This window comes from Paenibacillus glycinis, assembly GCF_009909185.1.
Taxonomy (GTDB): Bacteria; Bacillota; Bacilli; order Paenibacillales; family Paenibacillaceae; genus Paenibacillus_Z; species Paenibacillus_Z glycinis.
Genome location: NZ_JAAAMV010000004.1, coordinates 40,861 through 57,311, shown reverse-complemented (window position 1 = coordinate 57,311; position 16,451 = coordinate 40,861). Strand labels below are relative to the sequence as shown.

The 16,451-nt window shown below is 60.6% G+C and carries 18 protein-coding genes; 10 read left to right on the top strand and 8 right to left on the bottom strand.

Annotation, left to right across the window (positions count from 1 at the left end; genetic code table 11):
* Nucleotides 1–57: 57 nt before the first annotated feature.
* Nucleotides 58–246 carry a hypothetical protein gene (locus tag GT019_RS31905; RefSeq protein WP_235947468.1) on the bottom strand — a complete coding sequence of 63 codons (189 nt, stop codon included), beginning with the start codon at nucleotides 244–246 and terminating at the stop codon, nucleotides 58–60.
* A gap of 252 nt (nucleotides 247–498) precedes the next feature.
* Between GT019_RS31905 and GT019_RS09260 the strand changes: the two genes are divergently transcribed.
* Nucleotides 499–1,005 carry a hypothetical protein gene (locus GT019_RS09260; protein WP_161742865.1) on the top strand — a complete coding sequence of 169 codons (507 nt, stop codon included), beginning with the start codon at nucleotides 499–501 and terminating at the stop codon, nucleotides 1,003–1,005.
* A gap of 166 nt (nucleotides 1,006–1,171) precedes the next feature.
* Here the strand turns inward: GT019_RS09260 and GT019_RS09255 are convergent, their stop codons facing one another.
* Together GT019_RS09255 and GT019_RS09250 are read right to left on the bottom strand one after the other, a co-directional pair.
* Nucleotides 1,172–1,882 (bottom strand): PspA/IM30 family protein, encoded by a 711-nt coding sequence (locus tag GT019_RS09255; protein ID WP_161742864.1) that lies wholly within the window; start codon nucleotides 1,880–1,882, stop codon nucleotides 1,172–1,174.
* 54 nt (nucleotides 1,883–1,936) lie between these two features.
* Entirely contained in the window at nucleotides 1,937–2,161 is a 225-nt protein-coding gene (locus tag GT019_RS09250; RefSeq protein WP_161742863.1) for a PspC domain-containing protein, read from the bottom strand.
* Between the two features lie 180 nt (nucleotides 2,162–2,341).
* Between GT019_RS09250 and GT019_RS09245 the strand changes: the two genes are divergently transcribed.
* Entirely contained in the window at nucleotides 2,342–2,593 is a 252-nt protein-coding gene (locus GT019_RS09245) for a hypothetical protein (RefSeq protein WP_161742862.1), read from the top strand.
* Between the two features lie 159 nt (nucleotides 2,594–2,752).
* Here GT019_RS09245 and GT019_RS09240 read toward each other — a convergent pair whose 3' ends face one another.
* The 4 genes from GT019_RS09240 to GT019_RS09225 form a co-directional block, all read right to left on the bottom strand.
* Complete coding sequence (locus GT019_RS09240) at nucleotides 2,753–3,499, bottom strand: SDR family NAD(P)-dependent oxidoreductase (RefSeq protein WP_161742861.1); 747 nt, start codon at nucleotides 3,497–3,499, stop codon at nucleotides 2,753–2,755.
* 141 nt (nucleotides 3,500–3,640) lie between these two features.
* Nucleotides 3,641–4,084, bottom strand: a complete 444-nt coding sequence (locus tag GT019_RS09235) for a MarR family winged helix-turn-helix transcriptional regulator (protein ID WP_161742860.1) — start codon at nucleotides 4,082–4,084, stop codon at nucleotides 3,641–3,643.
* A gap of 318 nt (nucleotides 4,085–4,402) precedes the next feature.
* Nucleotides 4,403–5,692, bottom strand: a complete 1,290-nt coding sequence (locus GT019_RS09230; RefSeq protein ID WP_161742859.1) for a glycoside hydrolase family 18 protein — start codon at nucleotides 5,690–5,692, stop codon at nucleotides 4,403–4,405.
* Between the two features lie 101 nt (nucleotides 5,693–5,793).
* Nucleotides 5,794–6,627 carry a hypothetical protein gene (locus GT019_RS09225; RefSeq protein ID WP_161742858.1) on the bottom strand — a complete coding sequence of 278 codons (834 nt, stop codon included), beginning with the start codon at nucleotides 6,625–6,627 and terminating at the stop codon, nucleotides 5,794–5,796.
* Between the two features lie 239 nt (nucleotides 6,628–6,866).
* On the opposite strand from GT019_RS09225, the gene GT019_RS09220 reads away from it, so the two are divergent.
* Nucleotides 6,867–7,454 (top strand): guanylate kinase, encoded by a 588-nt coding sequence (locus GT019_RS09220; protein WP_161742857.1) that lies wholly within the window; start codon nucleotides 6,867–6,869, stop codon nucleotides 7,452–7,454.
* A 217-nt stretch (nucleotides 7,455–7,671) separates the two neighbouring features.
* Here GT019_RS09220 and GT019_RS09215 read toward each other — a convergent pair whose 3' ends face one another.
* The gene (locus GT019_RS09215; RefSeq protein WP_161742856.1) at nucleotides 7,672–8,529 is read right to left on the bottom strand and encodes a helix-turn-helix domain-containing protein; all 858 of its coding nucleotides are present in this window, start codon (nucleotides 8,527–8,529) and stop codon (nucleotides 7,672–7,674) included.
* A 113-nt stretch (nucleotides 8,530–8,642) separates the two neighbouring features.
* Between GT019_RS09215 and GT019_RS09210 the strand changes: the two genes are divergently transcribed.
* The 7 genes from GT019_RS09210 to GT019_RS09180 all read left to right on the top strand — a co-directional run bounded on the left by GT019_RS09210 (nucleotide 8,643) and on the right by GT019_RS09180 (nucleotide 16,412).
* Entirely contained in the window at nucleotides 8,643–9,719 is a 1,077-nt protein-coding gene (locus GT019_RS09210; protein ID WP_161742855.1) for a Gfo/Idh/MocA family protein, read from the top strand.
* Between the two features lie 109 nt (nucleotides 9,720–9,828).
* Nucleotides 9,829–10,710 carry a sugar phosphate isomerase/epimerase family protein gene (locus tag GT019_RS09205; protein ID WP_161742854.1) on the top strand — a complete coding sequence of 294 codons (882 nt, stop codon included), beginning with the start codon at nucleotides 9,829–9,831 and terminating at the stop codon, nucleotides 10,708–10,710.
* Between the two features lie 25 nt (nucleotides 10,711–10,735).
* On the top strand, nucleotides 10,736–11,584 hold the full coding sequence (locus GT019_RS09200; protein ID WP_161742853.1) for a sugar phosphate isomerase/epimerase family protein: 849 nt from the start codon (nucleotides 10,736–10,738) through the stop codon (nucleotides 11,582–11,584).
* Nucleotides 11,585–11,652: 68 nt separating this feature from the next.
* Nucleotides 11,653–12,027 carry a VOC family protein gene (locus GT019_RS09195; protein WP_161742852.1) on the top strand — a complete coding sequence of 125 codons (375 nt, stop codon included), beginning with the start codon at nucleotides 11,653–11,655 and terminating at the stop codon, nucleotides 12,025–12,027.
* A gap of 535 nt (nucleotides 12,028–12,562) precedes the next feature.
* Nucleotides 12,563–14,083 carry a stalk domain-containing protein gene (locus GT019_RS09190; protein WP_161742851.1) on the top strand — a complete coding sequence of 507 codons (1,521 nt, stop codon included), beginning with the start codon at nucleotides 12,563–12,565 and terminating at the stop codon, nucleotides 14,081–14,083.
* A gap of 296 nt (nucleotides 14,084–14,379) precedes the next feature.
* Nucleotides 14,380–15,678, top strand: a complete 1,299-nt coding sequence (locus tag GT019_RS09185; protein ID WP_161742850.1) for an outer membrane protein assembly factor BamB family protein — start codon at nucleotides 14,380–14,382, stop codon at nucleotides 15,676–15,678.
* 230 nt (nucleotides 15,679–15,908) lie between these two features.
* On the top strand, nucleotides 15,909–16,412 hold the full coding sequence (locus GT019_RS09180; protein WP_161742849.1) for a glutathione peroxidase: 504 nt from the start codon (nucleotides 15,909–15,911) through the stop codon (nucleotides 16,410–16,412).
* The last annotated feature ends 39 nt before the right edge of the window (nucleotides 16,413–16,451 follow it).

Genomic DNA, 16,451 nt, shown 5'->3' with positions numbered 1-16,451 from the left:
TTTATCGGGCCATAGCCGGGAAGCCCGGCCCGCTCCGGGAAGAAGCGGGCGCGGACATCAGATTGCGTGTTCGTCGACCTTGCTCTGCGGCGCATGGATGCACCGTTTGCATACTTTGATCGACGTGCCGTCCGATTTGGCTCTGGGATAAAGCAATTTGATTCGCGTTCGGCTGCAGATGGGGCAAGTTCCGCGGCCTCTGGCGGGCAGGCTCCATAAGATGCGGCCCCGTTTGGTTTTTGCCATTGGATTGGCGACCCTCGTTTCGTTGTACAGTGGTAGGTGCAGTTCCAGTGTATACCGGCCGGTACGACATAAAATGTCGCAGCGGAATGTAACGCGACGCTATGATTTGCCGTATTGGTTTCTAACGCGTCACAACCGTCGTATGAAAACTTACCGCGGCATGGCTGTCGCATTGGATTGTAAGGTTTTGGTTTATGCGGGCGGCTATGGTATAATCACAGGCAATTCTATAACCGTTATCCGGAGGCGATTATGCTTAGTTTCGAACAGAAGCTTACGATATTGGAGTCCTTTCCCGAGCTCAGCCGAAAGGACGTGTCGCTCGGCCGCGTCAATTACCAGTACGAGGAGAGCCTCTACGACAAGAAAAACGTCGCGTTTCATCTTCATCCTAACGGCAACGGATTTATTTATGCCGGTCATCTGAGCGGTTACGATATGGACGACAAGGGCTTCGTGAACATTCGCGATTACGACGAGCCGGCCTTGCGCAAGCTGGTGGAGGAGGCGATCCGTTCCTTGTCGGTGCGCGAGCCCGAGCCGGCCGTCGCGTCCAAGAAAACGTCGGCTTCTTCCCGCGGAGGCGGCAGGGGGAGCGCGTCGACGACCGTGTGGCACGGCGCGGATAAGCAAACGCTGACCTTGAAGCACGAGGACGACCTCTGGTACGTGTACGCCGGCGCCAATTTGGAGATGGTCCTGGAAACTTACGAGGAAGCGGAGCAGTATTTGCATGAGGAAGGGTTCTTCCTGCTGTAAGCTCCGCGGATACGCACGAATAAAACAGCCCGGCCCGTTCGGTTGAACGGGGCCGGGCTGTTTTTGGTTTTCGTGACGCCGCTGCGCTTGCATTATCCTGCATAAAACCCGCGCGTTCGCACAGGTTTTTGCGCGGTTCGAAAGAAACGGCGACTATGCGCAAGGCTTACTCGGAATCCGTCGGCAGCTTTTTGCGAAGCAGCTCGAGCTGTTCGTCGACGAGCGAGGCTTTTGCCGGGTTCGCCGTGCCGGCGGATACCGGGCCGCCGTAAGGAGCGCCGTATGTTTGCGTCGCGTACGGGCTCCGGGAAGCTTCGAGATGGGCTTCCCACAGCGCGATTTTTTCTTCCATGCGCTGGAAGCCGCGCGAGGCGCTGCCGCCGTCGAGCACGGCAGGACCCGCGCTGAAGCTCGGCATGGAGGTGCGGGATTTGGCCGCGGCCTGCTGCATGCGGTTGATCAGCTCGTCGCGTTTCTTCAACAGCTGCGGCAGCTCGGCTTTGGCCGTTTCCAGCCGGATCGCGAGCTCGGCAATTTGCCGTTTGGCGTTGTCGTGCCAGGTGCCGTATTCCTTTGCCTTCTCCTCGTAATGCAGTTTGGCCGTCAGCGCCTCGCGGGCATGCGCTTCTTGGCCGGCTCTCATGGCCTCCAAGGCGGTCTTTTCATATTGGTCCGCCAGGACGGACGCTTCGTGCGCCTGCTGCTGCAGGCCTTTGGCGAGCGCCTCCTGCTTGAGCAGCTCGTGCTGCGCGTTCGCGATTTCGTCCTGCATGCGGCGGACGTACTGATTCATCATCATGGCCGGGTCTTCCAGTTTATCGAGCAGCTCGTTGGCCGCGGCCTGCGTTATATTGAACAAGCGGTTAAAAATTCCCATTGCGTTCATCTCCTAGGATAGTGAGTTTAGGCATTGCGTCGACTGCGTGAACGATCAACCGTAATAACGCAACGGATCGGGGCTCAGGACCTCGAAGGGCGCTTTCGGTACCAGCACGCTGGCCACGATGTAGACCAGCAGCGTGGCGCCGAGGCTGAATACCCCGGAGATCAGGAGCAAGAGTCTGACGATGGTGGCATCGACGCCGAGCCATTGGCCGATCCCGCCGGCAAGGCCGGTCAATTTGCGGTCCAATGTGGAACGATAGAGCTTTTTCATGAAAATTCTCTCCTTTGCGGATGGTTTGATTACGATTTCTGCTGCCTTGTTAGCGTCCTTGTTATGGTGTCAACCGATATCCTTAGTGTAAAGGGAGCGGCACCTTCCCGAAACGGTCCAGCGGCGGTTTTGGAGTCTGGCCTTAAGGCGGGGAACGACTACGACCTGAGGCGGCCCGGAATGCCTGGCAAGCAAGCGCCGATCGTCGAAGCGCGGCTTGTCGACGCCCAAACAAAAGGAGCCGCCCTTGGGGCAGCTCCTGTAATGATCATGCGCTATCGCGCCGTGCACGCAGCGTTCTTCGGACGAGTTCCGCCTTATGCGGACTCGCGTCGTGGCGAGCGCGCGGTGTATTTCTCCACAACACGCAGTCTTACGACAGCAAATGAAACATCGCGAACGGCGCCGTACTTCTTGCCGTCGCGCGGCTAATACGCGGGTAGTTCATCATCGCGGACGCGCCTGCGCTTCTTGCCATCATGCAGCCAAGTACGGTGGTGTACATCATCGTAAACGCGAGCATGCTTCTCGCCGTCACGCAGCCATACGGCGGCGATTCGCGCTTCGCAACTCATCAATGACGGCACGGCGTCAGGCGATCGTAAGCCCGCCGTCGACCGCGATGATTTGCCCCGTGATCCAGTCCGCCTCGGGATCGGCCAAGTGCGCGATCCAGCGCGCCACGTCATCCGGCACCCCTCTGCGCCCGAGAGGGATGGATTGAACCTCCTGCTCCTTGACCGCGGCGATCTGCTCGTCGGAGAGCTTCATGCGATCGCGCAGGAACTCCGTCTCGACCGGCCCGGAGGCGATCGCGTTCACGCGAATGCCCTTCGGCGCGAGCTCGAGCGACCAGCACCGCGTCAGCTGTTCCACGGCCGCCTTGCTCGCCGAGTAGAGCGACAGCTCGGGGGCCGCCTTGCTTCCGAAGGTGCTGGAGATGTTGATGATCGTGCCTTTGCTCTTCTCCAGATGCGGCAGGGCGGCCGCGGCAAGCAGCGTCGGTCCCGCGACATTCACGGCGAAAATATCGTTAATCGCTTGCGCGTTCACCGTCGCGAGCGGCTGAATCGCGCCGCTGCCCGCGTTGTTGACGACGATATCGAGTCGTCCCCAGCGCTCGATGGCCGCGGCGACCGTCCGGGCGGCCGCTTCCGGATCGGCGGCATCCGCCGCGAAGCCTTCGATGTTCGGATGACTGGCGGCGATCACGTCCAATACGCTTGTTCTGCGCCCGGTAATCAGCACCTTCGCGCCTTTCGAGGCGAGCAATCGAGCCGCCGCCAATCCGATACCGCCGCTGCCGCCCGTGATAATCGCTACCTTGTCTTTATACATGTCGTATAACATCTCCTTTTGGTGTGTGTATGAGTCTAAGCTTCGTGAACGGAATACGCCGCTTATATTAGCTATTTAATAGTTAATTAATTAATCAAAGTCCGGTCACCGCCCTTTCATCGAAAGGCGATGGAACAGTCGTCAATACAGTTTTTTCAGCAGTCCCTTTAGTTGTTCCTGCTCCTGAACGGTAAGCCTTTCGCCGATATTTCCGGCGATCGTGCGTTCATAGACCGGCCATACGTCGGTAATGAGACGGTGGCCTTCGGACGTCAATCGAACCAGAATTCTTCTTCTGTTCGTAGGATCGAATTCCCGCTCGATCCGGCCAGCCTTCTCCAGCGCGTTCAATAAATTGCTGATGTTCGCTCTCGTTACCGCGAGGTCGTCGCTAAGCTCGGATGGGAGCATCGGCCTATCGCCGGAGCGGAGCGCTACCAGCAGGCACCACCGGCCAAGCGTCAGGTCGAAGCTCGCCAGACGTTCCTCCAGCTGTCGAACCAGATGATGATTGGTCTTATACAGCGTCAGAAAAACGTCGACCGTCAAGGCGGGTTGTTCGAATGGATTCCATTTCTCGCTCATAAAACCTCCTCTGCCGCAAATGACGCGATTTCGTGCATGAATAGGAACTGACGATAAACAGTTAATTAATTAACTATTCGAAGATTAACAGTAAATGAGTCTCTTGTCAACCTTGCGAACCCAGCCGTAAAGGTAGGCGCGCAATACGGTATTGACTCACTTTGATCCGATTGCCGTAAAATTCATCGGATGCGCTGCGGACATATATGGGCGAACAAAAAAGGCAGTCAGGACGTCGTCCGTCCGTAACTGCCTAGGATCGTATTCAGTCGGCGACGAAGGTCAGGAAGCCCGAAATCGCTGTTTTGCGTGTGGCATTCAAAGCAACTTCACCGTATCGAAGTTGTCCTCGAGCAGGAGCCAGTTCTGCGGAAAGCTGAGTCCGAGCTTCCAATAACTGATGCCGCGCAGCTTCAATTCTTTCAACAAATCGAATTTGGCTTGGATCGAACGGGCGTCCTCGAACCAGACCCGGTGTTCCTTGACCTTGTCGTCCCAGTACGTAAAATACGGCGCTTGAGCCGTCGCGTCGTAGAGAATCTCCGCATTCCGCGTTCTCGCAAGCGCAATGGCGGCCTGCGGGCTGAGCGCCTTGGCAATCGGGCCGCCGGACACGTAAGGCAGCGTCCAGTCATAACCGTATAGGTTCTGGCCCATCAGGATTTTCCCGGCGGGCATCTCGGTGAGCGCGTATTCCAGCACGGTCCGGACCGGGCCGATCGGAGACACCGCCATCGGCGGACCGCCGCTGTAGCCCCATTCGTAGGTCATGATAACGACGAAGTCCGCAATCTCGCCATGCGCCCTATAATCGTGCGCGGAATACCAGGCGCCTTCTTGGGTTGCGCTGGTCTTGGGCGCAAGCGCGGTGGACATGGTGAGACCGGCGGCATGAATGGGGATTGCGGCCTTGCGCAGGAACCGGTTGTAGGGCTCGCGGTCTCCCGGATAGAGATGCTCCAGATCGAAATGGACGTCGCGGAAATCCAAGTCTTTGGCCGTCTTGACGATATTCGCGATCAGCGTGTCCTGCAGCGATGAGTCGCTTAGTATGGCATGCCCGAGTTCGTCGCTGAATTGATCTCCGTCCAGGTTGGTGACGGCCAGCATCATCGCGGCGCGCTGCTTCGCGGCGATCCCAGGGAGGTCCCCGAGCGGAGGCGGCTGCAGGCTGCCGTCGCGCTGAACGCGGAAGCTGGACGGAGCCAAGTAAGTCAGATGCGGAGCGGCCTGACGCGCAGATTCCGTCAGCGCGGCGGAAGGCGTCGCGCCGAACGAATCGAGGTACGCGTTCACGTAAGCCTTCCGCTTCGGCATGGGCGGGATATAGAGCCTTGTCCCGACGCGCGGCTGCGTTCCTTGCCCGATGTCGTTGACGGAAGCAAGCCTGCCCGCGGTCGATCCGAATTGGGCGGCGATGGAAGCCAGCGTATCTCCGGGAGCGACGTCATAATAACGTCCGACGATGGGAATGACCAGAGCCTGTCCGATCACCAGCGTCTGTTCGGGCGATAGTTCATTGGCGGACGCGATATCGTCGATGGGAACGCCGTAAGCCTGCGACAACCGGTAGAGCGTCTGTCCTGCCTGCACGACATGAATCTGCATAACCGTTCTCTCCCCCTCCGCAACCGAAGCTGTAAAACGCCTTTAATAAGGTATTCGCGGCTTCGAGCCTACATGTCAGACGTTTGCGCCGGGGGAACGGCTTAGGATTTGGAAGGGATTTGCGCGTTCACTTTGTTAATGATGGCCGTAATCTGATTTTCGTATCCGACGATGCGCGATTTCTGGTCGATGATGCCTTTGGATGAAGCGACGAGCGTCGTCAGCGATTGAAGCGTACCGTCGTGGGAATCGCTCTTGACGCAGGCATTCATCGTCTTCACGACGTCAGGGAGGCTCTTCTTCGCGCCGGAAACGACGGACTGGGCGGTCTTCGTCTGCGCATGCAGCGGGGTGATGGCGGCGAGGCTCGTCTTGAGCGCCTTGACGGTCGCGGCGGTCGCGGCCTTGGCCGCCTTGAGCGCGGCCTCGCGGACGCGGATATCCTCGCGCGCCAGCTGCGTCGCCGGCTTCATCAACTCCGCTTGCGTGGTCAGCATGGAGGTAAGCTCCTTCAACTTGAGCTTCCGCGCGTCGGCGATTTGCTTATTCAGCGAGGTGTAGAGCGTCAGCAGGGGCTGATAACGCGCGCGCGTCGCGTTCAGTTCGTTGGTCAGCCGGCTAATCTTGTCGGCGTCGATCAGCTTGATGCGCTTGTTCACGGCATCCAGCGCCGCGGCGTTGCTCGCGTGCAGCGTCTTGTACTGCCCGTCCAGCGTATTCTCTTGCCGCTGATTGGATTGCAGGCTGCTGTACTGGGCATTCAGCTTGTCCTTCATGGCGGCGGGCGCCGCGGCGATATGCTTGGCGAGCGCGGCCTGCGCGGTCTGGGTAATCGAGACCGAGGCGGCCGAGACCGCGCCCGGGACGAGCAGGGTGAAGGCAAGCAGTGCAAGCAGCATGGATGAAAACGCGCGCAATCTCATAGACTTTATCATACGTAAAACTTCCTCCTTCGCCGCGGAACGCTCCGGGAACGCAAAAAACCCGCAAGAAAGGCATCGAATGCCTTGCTTACGGGTGCTTCCGTCGTAAGTGAACCGCGAACATATGTTTTTATAAAATATAGCCGATTCCCGATATATAGTCAAGGCGAACAGCGAACGGAAATTGCCGATTGCGTCGATCGCGCAGGTCGGCGGGTACGCCAAAGCACGATTTCAGGGAGGCTGAGACGATGAACGAAGGATCGGATCGCAGGCTGTTATTCGTATTTACGGGACCGGACGGGTCCGGACGCAAGACGGTGGCGGACAGCGTCGGCGCCACGCTCGGCATCGCCAAGGTGATCTCGTACGCGACGCGCAAGCCCCGGCCGGGCGAAGCGAACGGACAGGATTACCACTTCATTACCCCGGAGCTCTACGAGCAGTTCGAACGCGCGGGCGATTTTATCGAAAGCATCCGCATGAACGAAAGCCGTTACGGCCTGCGGGGCGCGGACATCGAGCAGAGCCTGCGCGAAGGCGGCAGCATCTACCTCGTGCTTAATCCCGAAGGCGCGCAGCTGCTGAAGGAGCAGTACGGCGACAGGGTCATCCGGCTGTTCATCTACGCCGACCGGCGCACGGTGGAGCAGCGCCAGCGGGACGCGGGCATCGATCCGGCCATCCTGCAGTTCAAAATGGACCAGTATGCCGCGGCGATCGCGTATCAGCCAAGCTGCGAGCATGCTTTCGAGAACTATGATCTCGCGCATACCGTGTTCGAGATCGCGAACACGCTGGAGCATTACTTGCAGCGCAATCTGGTGGAGCGGGATTAGCCGGATCGGCTCCGACGACGATCCGAGAGCCATCCGTCGGACGCCGAAGGATGAATTCGCGCCTGGCGCGAATTGACAGCCGTAATCGATGCCAAAATGACATGCATCGCCCAGCAGCAATCGGAACAACCCTCTGGCCGGGTTGCCCGACCGCTTCCGGGCGATGCGTTTTTCATTTCCGGTGTATTGAAGGCAGCCGCATTGCGGGGCAGTCCGCCTAACCCATCCGCGAGCGGTACGTCGTCGGCGCGGCGTCCGTGAATTTCTTGAACAGCCGGGAAAAATAAAACATATCGGAGTAGCCCAGCAGCCCGGCGATTTCCATGACCGTTTTGTCCGTGTTCAGCAGCAGCTTCTTCGCCTCGGCCACCTTCAGGCGATGGACGAACTCCCCGAGCGGGTAGCCGGTATATTCGTGGACGATGCGCCGCAGCGTCGGGACGGAGATATGATGCCTCGCGGCGATCTCGCCGCCGTTCGGCTTCCCGTAGACGGTGCCGGCCAAGTCGTCGAGGAGACGGTGAACGAAGATGGAGCGGCTGCTCGTGTCCGGCTCTCGGAAGCGCAGCGACATATCGAAAAGCAGCGATTCCAAGGCGAGGGCGGCGCGGTCCAGGTTCGCGGGCACCGCGCTCTCGAGCAGCCCGAAGATCAGCTCGATCTTGCTGAAGAAGCTCTCGTCCGTGCCGGCGAATTTGACGGACTCCGGTTGCTCGTACCAGCTCGAGAGCCACTCCCGCACCCGTTCCCCTTCCAGGGTGAAGTAATATTCGTCCCAGAATCCGCCTTCCTCCGGTCCGTATTGGAATACCTCGCCGGGATACAGGCAGAACATCGATCCGGCTTCCACGGATTGGCGCGCGCCGCTCCCCGCCTGATAATAGCCCCGCCCGGCGCCGACGTAGACGAACGCCCAATAGCCGAACGACGCGTCGGCCCTCTGTTGGATGCGCCCTGGCAAATGCCCGGCATTGCGGATCAGGAGCGACTGCACGCGCAGCTTCTTGACATCGATGACGTTATCGTACAGACGCATGGGCAGCGGACTGATCATATTGTCCATGTAGGTTGGCATAATGTACATTCTCCCGGCGGAATCGTCATGATAAGGTAGAAGCAGGTTTTAATTACGATAGTCATGCAAGCTAATTATAGCCGGCGTTCGGCCGGAACGGAAGGGAGCAATTCATGGTGGCGACGGAGGGCAATAAACTGCGCGTGGGCGTGGTTGGCGCGGGGTCGATATCGGGCCTGCATTTGGAGGCGTACCGGCAATGTCCGGACGCGGAGATCGCGGCGATTTGCGATCAGAACAAAGAGCGCGCCGAGGCGGCGGCATCCAAGTACGGCGCGGAGCGGGCTTACGCGGATTACCGCGAGCTGCTGCGCGACCCTAGCATCGATGCGGTCAGCATCTGCACCTGGAACGACAGCCATGCGGAGATCAGCATCGCCGCGCTGGAGGCCGGCAAGCACGTGCTGTGCGAGAAGCCGATGTGCAGAACGGTCGAAGACGCGGAGCGGGTGCAGGAAGCGGTTCGGCGTTCCGGCAAAGTGCTGCAGGTCGGATTCGTCCGCCGGTACGCCGGCAGCGTCGACGTGCTGAAGCGCTTCATCGACGCGGGCGAGCTGGGCGAGATCTATTACGCCAAGGCCTCGTGCCTGCGCCGGCTGGGCAATCCCGGCGGCTGGTTCTCGGACGCGAGCCGCTCCGGCGGCGGACCGTTGATCGACCTCGGCGTACATATCATCGACCTGTGTTGGTACCTCATGGGCCGGCCTAAGCTGGTATCCGTTACCGGCAACACGTACCGCAAGCTCGGCAACAGAGCGCATATCCAGAATCTGTCGTTCTACAAGGCCGCGGATTACGACGCCTCGCGCAACGACGTCGAGGACGCCGCGAACGCGGTCATTCGGTTCGAGAACGGCGCTTCGCTGATGGTCGACGTCAGCTTCACGCTGCATGCCGCGAAGGATGAGCTGTACATCAAGCTGTTCGGCGACAAAGGCGGCGCGGAGGTCGAGCCCGCGCTCGTCATCCTGTCGGAGAAGCACGATACGATCGTGAACGCGACGCCGCAGATCGACCATGCCAGCTTCGACGCGAACGAAGCGTTCGGCAGGGAAATCGCGCATTTCGTGAACAGCTGCCTCGGCCGCTGCGAGACGCTCAGTCCCGTCGAGGACGGGCTGGAAGTGACGCGCATGTTGAGCGCGGTATACGAATCGGCGGGGCTCGGCAAAGAGATTCGATTCAATTGAGGCTGAATTAGCGAAACCGTCGCGGGCCGGAATGACGGGCAGCGGATGCCGCGAACCGTTTCATCCGGCGTCGCGCGGGTAAATTGGAGATAAAGGAAGGTTGATGGAGATGGCAAATCCGTTACGGAACAAGATCGGCGTGATCGTGGACAGCTTCGGCGTCGGCGTGCGGGAAGGCTTGCTGAAAGCGAAGGACGTCGGCGCGGAAGGCGTGCAGATCTACGCGGTCTCCGGCGAGATGGACCCGGCGCTGCTGGATGCTGCGGCCCGGCGGGAGCTGCGCGACCGCATCGACGGGCTCGGGCTTGAAATCTCGGCGCTGTGCGGCGATCTCGGCGGTCACGGCTTCCAGGACGCGGCCGCGAACCCGGCCAAGATCGAGAAATCGAAGCGGATTCTCGATCTGGCGGTAGAGCTCGGCACGACGATCGTGACGACGCATATCGGCATCGTGCCGGACGACCGGAACGGCGCCGTTTACGCGGCCATGCAGAGCGCCTGCGACGACCTGGGCCGGTACGCGAAGAGCATGAACGCGTACTTCGCGATCGAGACGGGCCCGGAGCCGGCGGCGCATCTGAAGCGCTTCCTCGATACGCTCGGCACGAACGGCGTCTCGGTGAATTTCGACCCGGCGAACATGGTGATGGTCACCGGCGACGATCCCGTCCAAGGCGTCATTACGCTGAAGGATTACATCGTGCATACGCACGTGAAGGACGGCAAGCGGCTGCGCGTCGTCGATCCGCGCCAAGTGTACGGCTTCCTCGGCTACGAGCAGATGTCGCACGAGCGGATCGCCGAGATGGCCTCGGAAGGGCCGGATTTCGCGGAGCTGCCGCTCGGCGAGGGCGCCGTTGATTTCGACGCGTATTTCAAGGCGCTGCAATCGATCGGCTATGAAGGGTATTTGACGATCGAACGCGAAGTGGGCGATCGGCCGGAGCAGGACATCCGCAAAGCGGTGGAATTCATTAAACGGTACCGCTAAGGTGCCCTGGAGGCGGAACGAGACGATGAAAATTTCGGTAAGCGTATGGAGCTGCCACAAGTATTTGCAGGACGGCACGTGGACGAATGCGGATTTTATCGATTATGCGGCGAGCATCGGCGCGCAGGGCGTCGAGCTGCTCAGCATCTTCTGGAACGCCGAGACCGACGTGCCGGCCGTTCGCGAGGCTTTGGCCCGAACGGGTCTGCAGCTGGCGTGCTTCGGGGCGTGCAATGATTTTGCCCGGTCTTCGGCGGAAGAACGCGCGGTCGCGCTCGCGGACATCAAGCATTCGGTCGACGCCGCGGCGCTGCTGGGCGCGCGGGTCGTGCGCGTCTTCGCGGGCGATGCCAAGGACGGGATCGACTACGAGCAAGGCAAGGTCTGGATCGCGGAGGGACTGCTGGAAGCGGCGGCTTACGCGCAAAGCAGGGACGTCGTCCTCTGCCTGGAAAATCACGGCGTGTTCGCCGGCCGGAGCGAGCAGGTGCTGGAGCTGATCCGGCAGGTGGACTCGCCGGCGCTTCGCAGCACCTTCGATATGGGGAACTTCCTGCTCGTGGACCAGGAGCCGGGGCCGTCCTTCCAAGAGCTGGCGCCGTACATCTCCCACGTGCACGCGAAGGATTTCAAGCTGGCGGCCGAAGGCGCGGCAGGCACTTACCGTACGCTCAGCGGCAAGGCTTCGTATATCGGCGTAGCGCCGACGGAGGGCGATGCGGGCGTGGAGGACCTCGTCTCGAGGCTGGAGGGCATCGGGTACATGGGCTGGCTGAGCGTCGAGTACGAAGGGCTGGAAGAGCAGAAGGCCGGCACGGCCAAAGCGGTGAAGCTGCTGCACGGCACGGTGCCGGATTCGAAAAAGCACGTGTAGCTTTGCTTGGAAGCGGGTAATGATCCTTGTACGCATTCGCGATTTTTCGAAGAAAGCGGGGGATTGCCATGAAGCCGCTCATCAAGAAAGACCTGATTGGCGTGATGCACTATGTGCAGGATTTGGACCATGCCAGCGCGTGGTACTGCGAGAAGCTCGGCCTGGAGCTCCGGGGCTACGGCAAGAACGATTTCGTGGAGCTCGGGCTGGACGGACAATACGTCATGCATTTGTTCAAGGATGCCGCCGCCGCGCCTGCCGGACGCGCGACGTTCGCGTTCGATACGCCGGACATCGAGGCGGCGCACGGCATGCTCGCGGATCGCGGCGTGGCGGTGGATCCGTTGAAGCGCCATGGGGACCATGCGTCGTTCACGTTCAGGGATTGCGACGGCAACGCGCTCATGATGAGCCAATATTTCGATCGGGATCCTTTATTCTAAGGGGTGCGGCGAAGTCCGCGCCGGTGCTTGCGTCAGCTGCTGCCCATGCTGATGCGGACCGGCGCGGGCTTTTTGCATGCTTCATTTGCATTACCCGGCATGCAACCTTTGAATTCATGTAAGCGTCAACGTATCGAGTAGGCAAACGGTTTACGTCGTGACGCTCTATGCTCCGAATGCATGCCCGCACGCGGATCTCGCGCCGATCGTCAGCTTCATCGCGGTCGTTCCGCCCCTGAGCGTCTAGCGCACGGCGTCCGGCGCATGAGGTCCTGCGGGAAAGGGCATTATGGGGATTGTCGCGGACTGGAGGGCATCGGGAGATTAGGCCGGCACGAGCAGCGGCGATCCGCAAGGGAATCGACTTCCCGGGCAGCCATGTGCCATGAAGACCTGCCATCCGAACGGCGGCCAAAGAATCGCCGACTGCCCGACCCGCGTCATTCCGTCATTCAATGCTCTTTTGCTGCTATTTGGCCATATACCGCTTCGCGAATCCGTTCATCGGTCGCGTGCCAAGAAAGGGGATCCTCCCATGAATCAACGGTTCAAAAGGTTGCTGATCGCGACGTTGGCCTTCGGCATGCTGCCGATCGGAAGCGCGATCAGCTCCGAGTCATCTGCCGCTGCGGCAGTAAAACCCGCGGTAACGGCCGCCGCAGCCGTGAATCCTGCGGCCTCTCCGGCGACGGCCTCTTCGGCCGTCGCAAACACGGCGTTCAAACAAGTCCTGGCAGGCAGCTATTATTCCTTGGCCTTGCGCAATGACGGCACCGTATGGGCTTGGGGCCGCAACTTGCTCGGGGAGATCGGCGTGCTGCAGCAAAACGCGGTCTCGACCATCGCCGCGCCCGTGCGGCTGCCGAAATTGTCGGGCATCGCGGCGATCGCGACGAACGGCGGGGGCATGAACGTCGGGTTGAAATCGGACGGCACGGTATGGGAATGGGGCTCCATAGCCGGACTGAAGGCTTCGCCGCGCGATTCGGCGCTGCCGGCGCAGGTGCCGGGCCTCGCGAATGTCGCCGCCGTGACGGCCTTGAACGGCGCGGGCGTCGCGCTGACGGGCAGCGGCAAGCTGCTGATATGGTCGCATGACGCCGCGACCGGCAAAGCAGCCGTCGTACCCGTCGCCGGAACGTATAAATGGAACCGCCTGATCTCCTGCGGGGATGTGGCGTTCGCGCTGGACGACACGGGCGGCGTCTGGGGACTTGGGGCGCGCCGCGAACCGGACGGCGGCGTCACGCTCGTGCAGCCGTTCAAGCTGAAGGGCATTCCGGCCATGAAGCAAATCTCGGCCTACGCCAACTACGGTCAAATGTACGGCGTGGACCGCAGCGGCGGCGCTTGGACATGGAAGCTGAGCGCGAACGCCTATTATCAAGGATCGAAGCCGGGACCGGCGAGCGTGTCCGGCAAGCCGTCGCGCCTGTACCCGCAGCTCAAAGCGAAGGAGATCCAAGCCGGCGGATACGGCATTCTGTTGACCGAGGGAGGCGACGTATGGACGATCGGCAAAGGCCCTACGGGCAAATCCGGCCAGGTCAAGGGACTTTCCGGCATCGCCTCGATCGCGTCCGGCTATTATCATAACCTGGCCTTGGACGCCAAGGGCCGGGTATGGGGCTGGGGAGCCGACAACTGGAACGAGACGGGCAGCTTGCGCCCGCACGGCGACGGCATGATGTATGCCCCTGCGCTTATCCAAACGCCGATCAACGTCTACGTGGACGGCAAGCTGCTCGTCTCGGCATTCCCGGCACGCATCGACAACGGCAGCGTATCGGTGCCGATGAAAGCCGTCCTGCAGGCGCTTGGCGGCAGCTTCTCGTTCTCGAGCGATTACAAGACGACCATCCTGTATAAAGGGACAACGGCGGTCTTGCATCCGGACGACAACCTGGCCGAGGTCAATGGCGCGCAAGTCGGGCTTCCTCCCATCGTGCGGGGCTTCACCGGCGTCTCGATGATTCCGGCGGGCTTGTTGAAGCTGCTCGGCGTCCATGCTTCGTGGGACGCCAAGCTCGGCGAGCTGAGGCTTGTCTCCGCCTGACCCGGCAGGGGAATAAGCAAATACGGGAAACAGGAGCCGGGCGAGTTTCCCGATTCCGGCTCCTCTTCACGACCGGATAATCCGGCATGCCTCGCGGAAAACAGGTGCCTGCATACGATACGACGCCAGCCCTCCGTCAATCGGCCGATATCCGGTCGCGGAGGGCTTTTCGAGCTGGCAGGAACGAGGCGTCGTTTATGCAAGATTCAGGCAATGCAGGGAATTGGGCCGGACGTGAAACCTTTCGCGGACCCTTGCCGTCTACTTACCAACGAATAAATGTTAGGGGTGTCGGCATGAGATTTCTACAAGCGGTATATGCCATCCTTGCGCTTGCCCTGCTCGGCGGCGCGACGACGGTTCTTGCCGACGGCAGGGGCGGACATGCTTCCTATATCGGGAGCAACGCGGACAGTCCGGTCCAGGTGCCGGACGCGGCGGCGCTCTGGTCGCAGGCGATGGATAAGCCGGCGGGCGATTACTTGATGAGCGGCGGCGTGGCCGCGACGGACGGGGAGCGGGTATTCTTCCTGCAGAACGGCAGGCTCACGGCGGTGCAGGCGAGCACGGGCAAGGTCCTGTGGACGACCGGTTCGCAGCTGAAGGCGCCGCTGCTCGTCGACGGCGGTCATGTGTTCGCGATGTCCGAGGACGGCAGGGCGATCGCTGCTGAGGCCAAAACCGGGCGCAAGCTATGGGCAGCCAGGGTGCCTGTGCGGGATGCCCGCGAGCTTTACGCCTATGAAGGCCAGCTTTACGTGCAAAGCGCCGACGTGACGGCATTCCGAATCGCCGATGGCGCTTACTTGTGGAAGCAGGGGGAATTCTACGGGGAGCTCATGTTTCACGGCGGGTACATGCTTGCGGCGCAGTTCGTTTCGGGCGCTTACAGCTACGACGTGCTTCACGCCTACGACTGCAAGACCGGCAAGCAGGCTTGGGAGCTCCAGAACGAAGGCCTGCCGATCGACGCGCGCGGTAACATACTCCTCTCCGAGCGGCAGCAAACGATCTTCGATCATGTCCTGCTGACGACGCTGGATTCCATCGATCTGAAGACCGGCAAGATCGTGAAGACGCGCGTGTATAATCCCGAAGGCGTGAATACGGCGAAAGAAGACTTCTACGGACCCGGTCAGGCTTGGATGCAGGGGGACGACGTCTACATCGCCTACGGCAAAACGGTGTACCGGTATCCGCTGTTCGCGGATTCGGTTTTGACCCGGCCGGACAGCTACGTCGCCCAAGGGAGCGCCGGATTGCGTTATGCGGCAGGTCCCTTCGACGGACGGCTGCTCTACTCGGACGGGGAGGGTATCTACGGCGTGAAGCTGGCGAACAAAATTCCCGTGTTCTATAACGCCGGGCTGTCGAACCCGATTGCCCGCTTCGACCTGATCGGCCACGGCATGTACGTCGCCCAGACCGACGGCAGGCTGGTCGCGATGGACCTGATTACGGCAAAGCCGCTCGTGCAGGTACGGACCGGCGCGCGCGTGTTCGGTCCGACGTTGAAGGCGGGCGACGTGATCATCGTGCAGGCGAACGGCAAGCTGATCGCGATCAAAGAGCCGGCGCAGCTGGGATCCAAATAAGCGCGGCCATCGAGCGCAGCAAAAGCGCGGCCACCGAGCGCTGCAAGAACCGCTGCGCCGAGCGTTGCAAAATACGCGACAACCGAGCACTGCCCCTTTCGCGGGCGGCGCTCTTTTTTTGCGCCGGTCCGCGCATCCGCAACCGCAGGCGCGCGGCGAAAATCGCGCTTTTCAAATCGACTTAAATTGTTTAAAATAACATTGTATAAAACCAAATGAGGTGATTCGTGATGAGCGTTTATGATTTCACGGTCCGAACGTCCCGAGGCGAACAGAAATCGTTGGCCGATTATCGCGGCCAGGTTCTGCTCATCGTCAATACGGCGACGAAATGCGGACTGGCCCCGCAGTTCAAAGAGCTCCAGCAGCTGCACGAGAAATACCGGGAGCAGGGCTTGACCGTGCTCGGCTTTCCGTGCAACCAGTTCATGGACCAGGAGCCGGTCGCGAACAGCGAGATGCAGGAAACCTGCGAGATCAATTTCGGCGTCACTTTTCCGCTGCTCGGCAAGGTCGACGTGAACGGGGCGAACGCGGATCCGCTGTACAAGTATCTCAAGAAAGAAGCGTCCGGCTTCATCGGCTCGGGGATCAAATGGAATTTCACCAAGTTTCTCGTGGACGCCGAAGGGAACGTCGTGAAGCGCTATTCGCCGTCGACCAAGCCGCTCAAATTCGAAAAGCATATCCAGAAGCTGCTCGAAGACGCCAAATCCGGCACGCCGGTGGGCTAAGCCCGGCCGCGGCCCGCTGTTGCCGAAATGCAATAAATA

Excerpts from the sequence above, each read along its gene's own strand:
- GT019_RS09220 (WP_161742857.1), top strand. The coding sequence starts at position 6,867 with ATGAACGAAGGATCGGATCGCAGGCTGTTATTCGTATTTACGGGACCG.
- GT019_RS09200 (WP_161742853.1), top strand. The coding sequence starts at position 10,736 with ATGAAAATTTCGGTAAGCGTATGGAGCTGCCACAAGTATTTGCAGGAC.
- GT019_RS09235 (WP_161742860.1), bottom strand. The coding sequence starts at position 4,084 with ATGAGCGAGAAATGGAATCCATTCGAACAACCCGCCTTGACGGTCGAC.
- GT019_RS09195 (WP_161742852.1), top strand. The coding sequence starts at position 11,653 with ATGAAGCCGCTCATCAAGAAAGACCTGATTGGCGTGATGCACTATGTG.
- GT019_RS09185 (WP_161742850.1), top strand. The coding sequence starts at position 14,380 with ATGAGATTTCTACAAGCGGTATATGCCATCCTTGCGCTTGCCCTGCTC.
- GT019_RS09255 (WP_161742864.1), bottom strand. The coding sequence starts at position 1,882 with ATGGGAATTTTTAACCGCTTGTTCAATATAACGCAGGCCGCGGCCAAC.
- GT019_RS09240 (WP_161742861.1), bottom strand. The coding sequence starts at position 3,499 with ATGTATAAAGACAAGGTAGCGATTATCACGGGCGGCAGCGGCGGTATC.
- GT019_RS09205 (WP_161742854.1), top strand. The coding sequence starts at position 9,829 with ATGGCAAATCCGTTACGGAACAAGATCGGCGTGATCGTGGACAGCTTC.
- GT019_RS09180 (WP_161742849.1), top strand. The coding sequence starts at position 15,909 with ATGAGCGTTTATGATTTCACGGTCCGAACGTCCCGAGGCGAACAGAAA.
- GT019_RS09210 (WP_161742855.1), top strand. The coding sequence starts at position 8,643 with ATGGTGGCGACGGAGGGCAATAAACTGCGCGTGGGCGTGGTTGGCGCG.
- GT019_RS09250 (WP_161742863.1), bottom strand. The coding sequence starts at position 2,161 with ATGAAAAAGCTCTATCGTTCCACATTGGACCGCAAATTGACCGGCCTT.
- GT019_RS09230 (WP_161742859.1), bottom strand. The coding sequence starts at position 5,692 with ATGCAGATTCATGTCGTGCAGGCAGGACAGACGCTCTACCGGTTGTCG.
- GT019_RS09215 (WP_161742856.1), bottom strand. The coding sequence starts at position 8,529 with ATGCCAACCTACATGGACAATATGATCAGTCCGCTGCCCATGCGTCTG.
- GT019_RS09260 (WP_161742865.1), top strand. The coding sequence starts at position 499 with ATGCTTAGTTTCGAACAGAAGCTTACGATATTGGAGTCCTTTCCCGAG.
- GT019_RS09225 (WP_161742858.1), bottom strand. The coding sequence starts at position 6,627 with ATGATAAAGTCTATGAGATTGCGCGCGTTTTCATCCATGCTGCTTGCA.
- GT019_RS09245 (WP_161742862.1), top strand. The coding sequence starts at position 2,342 with ATGCCTGGCAAGCAAGCGCCGATCGTCGAAGCGCGGCTTGTCGACGCC.
- GT019_RS09190 (WP_161742851.1), top strand. The coding sequence starts at position 12,563 with ATGAATCAACGGTTCAAAAGGTTGCTGATCGCGACGTTGGCCTTCGGC.
- GT019_RS31905 (WP_235947468.1), bottom strand. The coding sequence starts at position 246 with ATGGCAAAAACCAAACGGGGCCGCATCTTATGGAGCCTGCCCGCCAGA.